General features: G+C 67.1%; 8 protein-coding genes and 1 riboswitch. Of the genes, 1 reads left to right on the forward strand and 7 read right to left on the reverse strand.

Annotated features, from left to right (window positions below; all coding sequences use genetic code 11):
* Positions 1-70 precede the first annotated feature (70 nt).
* Positions 71-166: riboswitch (TPP riboswitch) on the reverse strand.
* A gap of 155 nt (positions 167-321) precedes the next feature.
* The 5 genes from ACUXVE_RS04030 to ACUXVE_RS04050 all read right to left on the reverse strand — a co-directional run bounded on the left by ACUXVE_RS04030 (position 322) and on the right by ACUXVE_RS04050 (position 6136).
* Entirely contained in the window at positions 322-1449 is a 1128-nt protein-coding gene (locus ACUXVE_RS04030; protein WP_445513881.1) for a phosphotransferase enzyme family protein, read from the reverse strand.
* Between the two features lie 129 nt (positions 1450-1578).
* Positions 1579-1977 (reverse strand): glycine zipper 2TM domain-containing protein, encoded by a 399-nt coding sequence (locus tag ACUXVE_RS04035; RefSeq protein WP_025875877.1) that lies wholly within the window; start codon positions 1975-1977, stop codon positions 1579-1581.
* 248 nt (positions 1978-2225) lie between these two features.
* On the reverse strand, positions 2226-4250 hold the full coding sequence (locus tag ACUXVE_RS04040; protein WP_445513882.1) for an XVIPCD domain-containing protein: 2025 nt from the start codon (positions 4248-4250) through the stop codon (positions 2226-2228).
* A 107-nt stretch (positions 4251-4357) separates the two neighbouring features.
* The gene (locus ACUXVE_RS04045; protein ID WP_261311838.1) at positions 4358-5293 is read right to left on the reverse strand and encodes a hypothetical protein; all 936 of its coding nucleotides are present in this window, start codon (positions 5291-5293) and stop codon (positions 4358-4360) included.
* A 204-nt stretch (positions 5294-5497) separates the two neighbouring features.
* A complete protein-coding gene (locus tag ACUXVE_RS04050) occupies positions 5498-6136 on the reverse strand; it encodes a response regulator transcription factor (protein ID WP_025875871.1) in 639 nt (212 codons plus the stop codon).
* 75 nt (positions 6137-6211) lie between these two features.
* On the opposite strand from ACUXVE_RS04050, the gene ACUXVE_RS04055 reads away from it, so the two are divergent.
* Positions 6212-9820: an ATP-binding protein gene (locus tag ACUXVE_RS04055; protein WP_445513883.1), complete on the forward strand. Its 3609-nt coding sequence runs from the start codon at positions 6212-6214 to the stop codon at positions 9818-9820.
* Here the strand turns inward: ACUXVE_RS04055 and ACUXVE_RS04060 are convergent.
* Complete coding sequence (locus tag ACUXVE_RS04060) at positions 9814-10215, reverse strand: c-type cytochrome (protein ID WP_033832730.1); 402 nt, start codon at positions 10213-10215, stop codon at positions 9814-9816. The two genes, ACUXVE_RS04055 and ACUXVE_RS04060, sit on opposite strands and share 7 nt — an antisense overlap.
* A 66-nt stretch (positions 10216-10281) precedes the next feature.
* Positions 10282-11958: an electron transfer flavoprotein-ubiquinone oxidoreductase gene (locus tag ACUXVE_RS04065; RefSeq protein ID WP_222387975.1), complete on the reverse strand. Its 1677-nt coding sequence runs from the start codon at positions 11956-11958 to the stop codon at positions 10282-10284.
* Positions 11959-12091: the final 133 nt, after the last annotated feature.

A 12091-nucleotide genomic window follows, 5' to 3' on the forward strand; every position in this document is an offset into this window, starting at 1 on the left:
TCGATTCGTCTTCAGACAACAAGGGAGACGAAGCGACGGCGCGCAGGTGCACCGGCCCATGACGGGGGTGTGGCTGCGGCTCAAAGCTCCCTACGCCGGTGCAAACCGGATCAGGTTCCAAGGGACTCTCTCAGCCTGGCAGATCCAGGCACCCCCGCTTCAGGTGACCATTTCACTACAAATGGTACGGATTTGCGAGCTACCGCCCTTCAGCCGGGGTCAGATCCCTTTCCAGCGGAAAGGGATCTGACCCCGGCCGAGCGCATCATCGACGCATGGCGTCGATCTACTGAGCCCCCCGGGTGTTTGGTGGCTCGCGGCTCACGCGGCGGCGTGCAGGGCCGCCAGCAGGGCCTGGCCGGGGGCCGTGGCGAACCACGCCGGATGCCCGAGCATGAACGGCTGCCAGGCCACATCGGCGTTCGCGGTCGATCCGGTGACGCCCTCGAAATACTCCACTTCGGACAGAGCGAAGTCGAAATGCACCATCGGCAGCAGGTCGGCCAGCAGGTGCACGCGCGTGGGCGACAGCGGCAGCTCCTGCCGATAGCCGTCCAGCAGGGCCAGGGCGATGTCGATGCGAGCAGCATCGGTGCCGCGCTCCAGTTGCAGCCAGGCCACCGCGTTGCGTTCGATCGCGGTGGCCAGGTCGAACAGCGCGCTGGTGGGCGAGGCCAGGCCGAAATCGAGCACCGTGGTAATCGTGCCGTCGTCGTTCCACAGCAGGTTGGAAACGTGCCAGTCGTTGTGCGCCCACAGCCGCGGTTCGTCCTGCAGGCGCGCGGCCAGGCCGTGGTGCCACGGCAGCACATCGCGGCGCAGCTGTTCTTCCCAGGGAATGCGCGCCAGGTAGCGGGCCAACCCGGGGCGATTGCCGAGGTCGGCCTTCAGCGCGGCGATCGGGTCATCGGCGCGGATCAGGTCGTCGCGTGCCACCAGCAGATGGGTGCCGCGCTGCGGGGCGTGGTAGCTGGTGGCCGCGCGGTGCAGCGTGGCCAGCATTCTTCCTGCCTGGTGGGCCTGGGCGATGTCGGTCAGTGGTGACCATGACGGCAGCTCGCGATACAGGTCCTTGCCCGCGCCCACCGCATGCAGTTCGTAGGTCCACGGGCCGTGTTCGAGTGCGGTGCGGCCGTCGTTGCTGGCCAGCACCTGCACCACCGGCATGCCGGCAGTTGCCAGATGCGCGATGAAACGGTGTTCTTCTTCCAGGGTTTCAGCGCTGCGCACACTGTGGTGGTGGCGCTTGATGAAGACCGGACCGTGCGTGCCGTCGACGATGGCCGCGGCCGACAACGGACGCGGGCTGTGCCAGCGCAGCGTGCTGTCCGCGCCCAGCTGCGGATAGTGGCCACGCAGCCAGGTGATCTCCTGCGCGTCGATCACCGGCCAGTCGGCGACGACCTCGTCGTTGTTGAGGCCCTGCACGCGATGGGGGGAAGAAGTCATGCCACGGCCGCTGGTGAGTAAAGGAACATCCAAGGCTGCGCATTCAACGCCATGGACGCCACAGACGCAAACGGGCGGGTCATCGACCCGCCCGTCAGGGACGCCACGTGCGGCCTATGGCCGGCGCGCTTACCAGCCGCGATGGCGGCCGCGGTCGTGGTAGTAACGGTTGTCATGGCGCTCGCGCTGCCAGCGACGGTCATCGCGGCGGTCGTAGCCATAACCGCGGTTGTAGCCCCGGTCATAGCGGCGATCGTAGCGACGGTCATAGCGCCCGTCGTAGCGTCGATCATGGCGGTCGGAGGTGGTCAGGTTGCCGATGGCGCCGCCGGCAACCGCGCCGCCGACGGTGGCAGCCGGGTCGCCGTTGGAGATCAGGTGACCCGCCACGCCGCCGACGACGGCACCGACCACGGTGCGCTTGTCCTTCCTCGACATCGCGCTGGCATCACTGACCACGGCCACGCCGGCAAGAAGTGCCAGGGCCATCGCCAGACCACGGAAGCTGAGTGCGGAAGTGCTGAGCATGTTGGGTTCTCCTGTGAGGTGCATGCCACGGTGGGCAGGGAGGGCGCTGGGCGCCCCGGCTGCCGTAGGGACCACGCTGGTGCCCGGACATTGCCGGAACATTGCGCGCGATCCCCGTGCGGCTTGCGCATTCATCTAGCGTCAGGCGGCATGAAGCGAGGCTGAAAGCGCGGCGGCCGCTCAGCTGCCAGAAAGGAAAAGGGCCGCAGTACGCGGCCCTTCCCCTGGCTTCCCCTGCCTGGCCTGGCTCAGTGGCCCATGGCGCGCTGGGCCTGCTTCACCTGCTCCTGCTGGGCGTCCTGCTGCTGCAGGACATTCGGTGCACCGTGCACCGCACCACTGCTGAGTGCCATGCTCTGCTCGCTGGCCGCACGGGTGTCCACCGCCGCGCGGCAGGCAGCCGGGTCACCGGCGGTGCCCTGTACGGCAAACATGCGCTCGCCGTTGGTGCTGGGCACCACCGAATCGATGCGCTGCATGCCGCTGGCCTGTGCTTCCTTGGTCAGCGCAGCGGCGGCGGCCTCCAGTGCATGGCGGTCCTTGAAGGTGCCTGCCGGCAGGCCTTCCATGCCCTTCACGGCCTGGTTGTACATCGGGTTCTGCGGATGGCGCTCGTCATTGAGCAGTGGGCGCTCGCGCGCGTCCTTGATCGCATCCAGCGTCTTCGGGCCGATGATGCCGTCCACTGCCAGACCGTTGTCCTTCTGCAGCTGGCGCACGGCAGCCTCGGTGTTGCGACCGAACTTTCCATCCTCCACCAGCGGCTTGCCGTCGGCACCCACATACCCCAGGTGGCCCAGCTGTTCCTGCGCCCTGCGCACATCCTCGCCGTGCGCACCCTGCTTATGCAGTTCGTTGCTGGCCTGCGGCTTTTCCTGCGGGGACGGCTTCGGTTCGGCGGCGCCCTTGGCCTGCGCCTGCTCGTGCGCCTGGCTGCGGTTTTCCAGCAGATCGCGTGCCTGGTGCAGCGGATCGGAGGCGAACAGCTTCCAGTTCGGGTGGTCCTTTACCTGCTTGAGGTAATCCTCCACCGGCATGGTATGCACGCCCAGCTTGCCGGTGGACTGGCTGATCAGCAGCTTGTCGGTGTTCGGGTCACGCACCACCATCACGATGTGGTCGATGCCTTTCCAGTACTCGTGCTTGGTATTGGCCGTGTCCAGGCCGATCACCATGCCTTCCTTCAGCGCACCCGGCTTGAGGATGTCGTCGCGCTTGAGCAGCACGCCCGAGTCCTTGTAGGCCTGCTCCACGATGCTGCCCGAACCGGCGAAGCCCAGCTTGATCTTGTCGGCATCGGCGAACACCGCGTGGCCGGCCTTCTGGTTGATCTCATCCTGGGTCTTGTTGAGCAGCGTGCCCACCCAGCCCGAGCAGTCGATGTAACCCTGGGCGACGTTCTTGCCGGACACGCCGGGAACCTGCAGGCGATGCCCTTCGATGTTGATCGCGTACTTGACGTGGTCGTACTTCACGCCGGCGTTGTAGGCCGCATCCAGCGAAATGCCGGGTGCGTCGGGCTTGGCGGCAGCAGCCGTGGCGGTAGCGGCGATGGTTGCGGCACCGGCGGCGGCAGCGGCCTGCGCGGCGGGGGCCGCGGTCTGTGCCGGTGCGGCCTGCACCGGTGCCGGACGCGCCTGGGCTTCGGTGATCGGCGCGATGTTCTTTTCCGGGATGCTGATCGCGTCGTACTTGCGGTCGTAGTACTGGGCGAAGGTGCTGGCCAGGTCACGATCATTCATCGTGCGCATCTCGGCGCGCGTATGCCCGGTCAGCGCTTCCACGTCACTGCCGATCTGGCCCATGATGCGCGGGCGCATGTTGATCGGATCGCCGTGGCCGTCGCGCACCACGCCGAACGTGCCGGTGGCGATCGCGGTCTGGATCGAACCGTAGCCGGCCGCACCCTGCTGGTGTGCCAGATACAGGTCAAGGCCGCTCGGCTTGTCATCACCGGACAGGTAGGGATGGCCGGTGCGCTCATGGCGCTTTTCCATGTCCACCAGGTTGCGCTTGAACATCTCCGCTGCCGCTTCGGTGTTGCGGGTCGGGTCGTACTCGTGGCCGGTCAGGCCGTACTGCCTGGCCGACGATGGCAGGAACTGGAACAGGCCCTTGGCATCGGTCTTGTCGTTGTGCGCGCGCTCGTTGAAGCGGCCACCGGTCTCGATGTGGGCAAAGCGCAGGAAGTCCTCGCTGGCGATGCCCTTGCGCTGTGCCACCTGCTCGATGATGTCGAGAACTTCCTTTTTGCTGTAGTCACGTTGTGCCATGACACTTCCTCTGGGGTTGATGGAGCGGCCTTTGCCGCGATACGCCAACCGGACTCATCCGTGAGTCTTCAACATGTCGGTCAACAGGTGCTGCGGGGTGGTGCGTCTTACTTCTCTACGTAGGCCTTGCGGGCGGCGTCGTAGTGGTACTGGCGTGCATCGGCCGCACCCAGCGCACGGGTCTGGCCCGGGCCGGAAATGGTGGTGCCGGTGGCTGTGACGGTGATGGTGGGCAGGTCGCTGCCGGCGACGGCGCTGAAGGCCAGTACGCCCCGGTTGCTGACGCACGGCATCACCTGGCCCTCGTCGCAGGCGGCCGAATTGTCTTCGCCGGTGATCACCGTGCCCGCGCTGGCCCAGACCTGGCCGTCTTCGGACTTCTCGTAGTCCGGGTTGAATACCAGCACGGTGTAGCCTTCGATGCTGGTACCGGTGGCGAAGGTGCTGGTCGGCACCGCCAGCACCAGCTTGCCGGCCGGAGTGCGGTACTCCAGCGGCTTGCGCTTGCTGTCGATGTCCGGCGCGGTGCCATAGGCGCCGACGGTGCCGACCCACGGTTCGGCGCCCTTGAACACCCAGGGGCGATCCGGCTTGTCGCCGGTCAGGGTGAAGGTGGCCTCGGTCAGGGTGACCTGGCTGTCCGGACCGGCTTCGTCTTCGCCGGGCTTGCCGTACTTCTGCGGTGTGTTCCAGGCAAAGCCGGTGTAATAGCGGGTGCCGGCCAGTTCGAAGGCATGGCCGAACCAGAAGGTGGCGACACTGCCATTGGCTACTTCATACGAAACGGCGCCATCGCCGTCGACGTCGTAGATGAAATACAGCACGCTGCCGGCATCGGGGGGCGTGGCGGTGGCCGTGGTGGCGGGTGTGGCGGAGCTCTGCATCGGGGCAACATCCTGTCGTGGCGCGGTGGCGCCCTGTGGTGACGCGGTCGAAGGCGAGGGGGTGCAGGCGCCGGCAAGCAGCGCAACGAGCAGGCCGGCGAACGTCGCACACAGGCGTGGGCGGACACGGGCCAAGCGGGATTCCGGAAGGATCTTCATGCACCTCTCCATGGTTTGCGGGCGTCGGGCAGGAAGGCCAACGCAGAACACGCCCCGCCCTCGAGGAGGGGGAACGTCGTGATGAGCCGGTCGATTCCTTCGACCTCGCATAGGAGAACCCATCGACGCGGATGATGGCACAGTTGCGACGGCGATCACAGGGGGCAGGGAGTCGCCTCCCGCCAGGGAACTACGAACGGTGTCTCAGATCCTGCCGTCGCGCAGGTAGTCGAACAGCTCCGCGTCGCCCTTCAGCCCGAGTTTGAGCATGGCGTCACCCTTCTGGCGGCTGATGGTGCTGACGCTCTTGTGCAGCTGCAGCGATATTTCCTTGACCGTCATGCCGGTGCCGAGCAGCCGCAGCACCTCCACTTCGCGCGGCGACAACGGCTTACCGTCACCCTCGCGCATGCGCCAGCTGCCCGCTTCCTCCACCCGCTCGCGCAGGCTGCGGCTGATGTAGGACTGGCCGCGATAGACCGCCTGGATGGCCTGCGGCAGTTCATCCATCGACGAACTCTTGTCGACCAGGCCGAGCACGCCGCTGTCGAGCACCATGCGCAGGATCGCCAGGTTGTTGGAGACACTGAGCATGAGTACCGGCAGGTCGGGATGGCGGCGGCGGATCATGCCGATCATGGCGAAGCCATCGGCCTGGGGACTGCCGGGCATCGAATAGTCGGTGACCAGCAGGTCACAGGGTTGGGTGGTCAGCAGGGTCATCAGGGCCTGGGCGTTGTCGGCCTCGCCAACGACTCGGCCAACGCCGCTGGACTCGATGACGGCGCGGGTACCGATGCGGACCACGGGGTGATCGTCTGCGATGATGATGCGCAAGGTCATGCTCTAGTATGGCCACTGGCACGCCGGACCGCGACCGTCGCGGTCCCTGGCAGGACTTCCAGGAGATCGTTGCAGATGCGCAGCTGGGCGGCTCGTGGACTGATCCTGTTGACCGCCTTGCTGGCGCTGCCGGCGCTGGCCCAGCCGACGTCCACGCCGGGACCGTTGCCGCTCAGCCCGCCACAGCGCGAGTACCTGGCCGCACATCCTGTTGTCGTTGTTGGACAGTATGACAGTGGCTGGCCTCCTTTTGAGTCGATCCAGGACGGGAAGCAGATGGGGCTCGGCCCGGACTACCTGACGCTTCTGGCCCGGCAGCTGGGCCTGAAGGTGGAAACGCGCCGTTTTGCGGACTGGCCCTCTGTGCTGGATGCGGCATGTCGTGGCGAGATTGACGTGGTGATGAACATCGCCCTCAGCGCCGAGCGTACCCGTTGCATGGTCTACACCGCTGCCTATGCCGAAGCACCATTGGCCCTGGTCGGGCGTCCACAGGACCTGCGTGCCTCGGAGGCACCTGACCTGGACGGGCTGCGCGTGGTCGTCGAACAGGACTTCATGACCGGACCGCAGGTGCGTGCGCGGTTCCCCCGGGCACGACAACTTGTCGCAGACAACACGCTGACGGCCTTGCGTATGGTCAGAGACGACAAAGCCGACATTTTCATCGGCAATGCCTACGTGGCAACGGAACTGATCGCCGCCAACGGGTTGAAGGGTGTGGCGTTGCTGCGGCCCAGCGATCTGCCGCCGGAGCAGTTGCATTTCGGTGTGCCCAACAGCAAACAGCCGTTGTCCGAAGCACTGGATCTGGCGCTTGCCGCTGTCAACGAGACCCAGCGCGACGCCCTCGTGCAGCGCTGGCTGCGGGCGCCGCAATGGTCGGCATCGGCGCAGTTGGCGCTGAGCCAGGCAGAGAAACGGGTGCTGCAGCAGCCATTGAAGATCGGCTTTGCGCCCAACGCGGCTCCCCTGTCGTTCGCCGACAGGAATGGCAAGCCCAGTGGCCTGACCAACGAGTACCTGCAGCGCCTGCTGCAGGCCGGCGCCAACCTGCAGGTGGAAAACAGCCATGACTGGTACGAGGTGCGCGAGAAGGCGCGTCGCGGGGAACTGCAGGCGGTGATCGGCATTCCTGCCGATTCGAGCTATCTCGGGCCGGAATGGGTGTTCAGCCAACCCTTCATCACCGTGCCCAACGTGATCGTCACCCGCACTGACAGCCCGTCGATGCTGGGGCTGTCGGACCTGGACGGCAAGCGCGTGCTGTTGTCCGATCCGGAGCGCATCCGTGGCTACGTGCAGCATCAGGCACCGTCGGCGAAGATCGTCGCCGCGCGCAGCGCCGAGCAGGCCCTGCAACGCCTGGCTGATGGCGAGGCCGATGCCTACGTGGGCAACCTGGCGCTGGTCGACCAGCTGCTGCGCAACCGTTTCCCTGGGCGCCTGCAACTGGCCGCGCCTGCCGGGTTCAACGACCAGCTGGCGCTGGCGGTGGAGCGCCGCCATGCGGCATTGGCCACCACCTTCGACCGCCTGCTGCTGCAGATGGGGCCGCGGCGGCGCGAGGCCCTGCGCGGCGATTGGCTGTCGGTGGAATACCACGATGGGGTGGACTGGCGCACCCTGCTGCGCTGGGGCCTTCCGCTGATGCTGGTGCTGACCACTGCTGTGGCAGTGCATGGGCTGGGGCACTGGCGGTTGCGCCGCGAAGTGGCCGGCCGTCGCGAGCTGGAGCAGCGTCTGGCCGAGGTGACCGACAACCTGCCTGCCATCGTCTACCAGGCCCGCCGCGAAGCGGACGGCACCTTGAGCTTCCCCTTCATTGCCGGCGATGTGCAGTCGATGTTCGGCATCAGCCGGCAGCAGGCGGAGTCGGACGGGCAGGCGCTGCTGGCATGCATCGATGCCGACGACCGCGCAAAGGTGCTGCGTGCGATGGAGCTGGCGGCGCGCAATTTCGCCCCGCTGTCCTTCGAGTTCCGTATCCATCGCGACGGAAGTGCGCCCTGCTGGGTGCGCAGCCAGGCGCACCCGTACTCAACCGAAGCCGGCGCGGTAACCTGGAGTGGTTACTGGGTGGACGTGAGCCAGGCGCGTGCGCAGGCCGACGCGCTGGCCGCGGCGATGGTCGAAGCCGAGCAGGCTGCAGCAGCGAAATCGCGCTTCCTGGCCACCATGAGCCATGAAATCCGCACGCCGATGAGCGGTGTGCTGGGCATGCTGGAAGTGCTGGCGCATTCGCCGCTGGACGCTGAACAGCAACGCATCCTCGGCGTGATCGAAGACTCGGCGCAGATGCTGCGGCAGATCCTGGACGACATCCTCGACTATTCGCGGATGGAAGCGGGTGCGCTGCGCCTGGAGCCGGTGCCGCTGCCGGTGCGGCCACTGCTGGAGGGTGTGCATCGATTGTTGTTGCCGCAGGCCACGGCGCGGGGCCTGGACCTGCAGCTGGACATCGACGAACAGCTGGCACAGGCCCATGAAGTGGATGGCGTGCGCCTGCGCCAGATCGTGTTCAACCTGCTCAGCAATGCCATCAAGTTCACCGTGAAGGGCTCGGTGCGGCTGCAGCTGGAAGTGTTGGGCCCTACTGCCGAGGATGGCAGCCAGCCGCTGCGCCTGAGCGTCACCGACACCGGCATCGGCATCGCGCCGGAGCAGCTGCCGACCCTGTTCGAAGCCTTCACCCAGGCCGGTGCTTACATCCAGCGCGACCATGGGGGCACCGGGCTGGGCCTGAGCATCTGCCGGCGCCTGGTGCAGAAGATGGACGGCGAACTGAAGCTGGAAAGCACGCTGGGCGAAGGGACGCGGGTGGAGGTGCTGCTGTCGCTGGTGGAAGCGCGCAGCGAGGATGTGATCGCGCTGCAGGCCGAGCACCAGCAGATCGCGCTGCTGCCCCCAGATCTGCGCCAGGCCCGGGTGATGATCATTGAAGACCATCCCACCAACCAGGTGATGATGGCCTGGCGCCTGCAGCAGCTGGGCGTGCCGCATGTGCTGGTCGATGACGGGCAGCAGGCACTGGACCGGCTGGCGGAGGAATCCTTCGATCTGGTCATTACCGACTGCCGCATGCCGGTGCTGGATGGATTTGGTTTCACCCGCCTGCTGCGCGAGCGCGAGGGGCGCAACGGCCAGCCGCGGATGCCGGTGCTGGCGCTGACCGCCAGCGTGCTTGACGATGACGCACGCCGCTGCCGCGAAGCCGGCATGGACGACGTGCTGGCCAAGCCGTTGTCGCTGGCGACGCTGCGGCAGGCACTGCTGCGCTGGTTGCCGCGCGCCGAGGGTGCTGAAGATGACCAGGCCGCGGTGGACAGCGACGATGAGCCCGAGGGCGACGAGGGGCTACCCGACCTGGCGACCCTGCAACGGCGCTTCGGTTCGCGCGAGATCGCCCGGCAGCTGCACGACAGCCTGGTGAAGGCCAGCAACGAGGACATCGCGGCCCTGCAGCGCGCGCTGCACGAAGGCGACCGGGTGACGGCCGCGCTGCACCTGCATCGGCAGGCCGGTGCGCTGGGGGCGGTGGGGGCACGCGGCCTGGCCGATCGCGCCAACGCGCTGGTGGAACGGTTGCAGGCCGCGGGCGATGCAGAGGTCGCATCGGCGGTTGCCGACGCCGGGCAGTTCGTGGCGCATCTGCAGCACCAGCTGCAGCGCCTGGCTCACTGAGCCGCGTGCTCCTGCAGGTAAGCGATCACCAGCGCGCGACGCTCGGCGCTCGGGAAGGCGTTGTACATGCGCGTGCCGGGTACCAGATGGGTGGGCGACTGCAGGAAGGTGTCCAGGGTCTGCGCACTCCACACGAAGTCGGCGCGGCGCATGCCCTGCGAGTAGCCGTAGTCGGGCAGGCTGCCCGCACGACGGCCGATCACCCCATGCAGGTTGGGACCGAAGCGGTGGATGCCGCCTGCATTGACGGTATGACAGCCCGCGCACAGTTCGAACGCGCGCTGCATCGCCTGCTGGCGCGCCTGTTCGGGCGTGCTGGGCGCAGCGGGCGGTCGTTGGCACGCACTGGCGACCAGGATCGTGGCAACAGCGGGAAGCAGGCGAAGGGCACGCATGGGCGAGCAGGATAACGGGCGCACGCGCCGTGGGGCTGCGACCGGCCGTCGCAGCCCCATGGCCGGTCACATGCCGGAGTAGTTCGGTCCGCCGCCGCCCTGCGGGGTCACCCAGACGATGTTCTGGGTCGGATCCTTGATGTCGCAGGTCTTGCAGTGCACGCAGTTCTGCGCGTTGATCTGCAGCCGCGCATCGTTGCCGTCGCCGACGAACTCGTACACGCCCGCCGGGCAGTAGCGCGCTTCCGGACCGGCGTACTCGGCCAGGTTCACCTTCACCGGGATGCTCGCATCCTTCAGCGTCAGGTGGCTGGGCTGGTTCTCGTCGTGGTTGGTGCTGCTGAGGAACACCGAGCTGAGGCGGTCGAAGGTCAGCACGCCATCGGGCTTGGGATAGGCAATGCGCGCGTGCTTGGATGCCGGCTCCAGGCAGGCGTGGTCCGGGATGCTGTGGCGCAGGGTCCACGGCGGGTTGCGCACGCCCAGCTTCGGCAGCAGCCACTGCTCGATACCGGTCATCAGCGTGGCCACGGTCTGGCCCTTCTTGAACCACTGCTTGAAGTTCTTGGACAGCTTCAGTTCGTCGTGCAGCCAGCTGGTTTCAAAGGCGGCCGGGTAGGCACTGAGCTCATCGTGCTGGCGATCGGCCACCAGCGCGTCGAAGGCGGCATCGGCGCACAGCATGCCGGTCTTGATCGCGGCGTGGCTGCCCTTGATGCGGCTGACGTTGAGGTAGCCGGCTTCGCAGCCGACCAGTGCACCGCCGGGGAACACGGTCCTGGGCAGCGACATCAGGCCGCCCGCAGTGATCGCACGCGCGCCGTAGCCGATGCGGGTGCCGCCTTCCAGATGCCTGCGGATCGACGGATGGGTCTTGAAGCGCTGGAATTCCTCGAACGGGCTCAGCCAGGGGTTCTTGTAGTCCAGGCCGACCACGTAGCCGATGGCGACCTTGCCGCCGTCGGCGTGGTACAGGAAGGCACCGCCGTAGGTGTCGGTATCCAGCGGCCAGCCGGCGGCGTGCACCACCAGGCCTGGCTCATGCTTGGCCGGGTCGATCTGCCACAGTTCCTTGATGCCGATGCCGTAGGCCTGCGGATCCTTGCCTTCGTCCAGCTTGAAACGGCTGATCAGCTGGCGGCCGAGGTGGCCGCGCGCGCCTTCGGCGAACACCGTGTACTTCGCATGCAGGGCCATGCCGCGCTCGAAGGCCGGACCAATCGTGCCGTCCTTTTCGATGCCCATGTCGCCGGTGGCCACGCCGATCACCGCGCCGTCATCGCCGTACAGCACTTCGGCGGCGGCGAAGCCGGGGAAGATCGCCACTTCCAGCGCCTCGGCCTGCTGCGCCAGCCAGCGGGTGACTTCGCCCAGGCTGATGATGTAGTTGCCTTCGTTGTGGAAGCACTCGGGCAACAGCGCGTGCGGGGTGGTGCGCGCGCCGGTCTCGCTGAGGAACAGGAACTCGTCGCGGGTGACCTTCTGCTTCAGCGGTGCGCCGCGCTCGGCCCAGTCCGGGAACAGTTCGGTCAGCGCGCGCGGGTCCATCACCGCGCCGGACAGCACGTGCGCGCCGGGTTCGGAGCCCTTCTCCAGCACGCATACCGACAGTTCGCGGCCGGCGTCGATCGCACGTTGGCGCAGGCGGATCGCGGTGGCCAGGCCGGCCGGGCCGGCACCGACGACGACCACGTCGAATTCCATGACTTCACGCGGGGGCAGGGCGTTGGCTTCAGCACTCATCGATTGCATGACTCGTGGGTAGTGCCGGCATCGGGGCCACCGGCGGTTGCCTGGGAATCGCGCGTGCAGCCACGGGCGAAACGGTTGTTTGAATGTGTCAGGGTACCGGGACGGGCGTGATCGAGCTAGATCG

This window comes from Stenotrophomonas sp. 3(2025) (assembly GCF_052665395.1).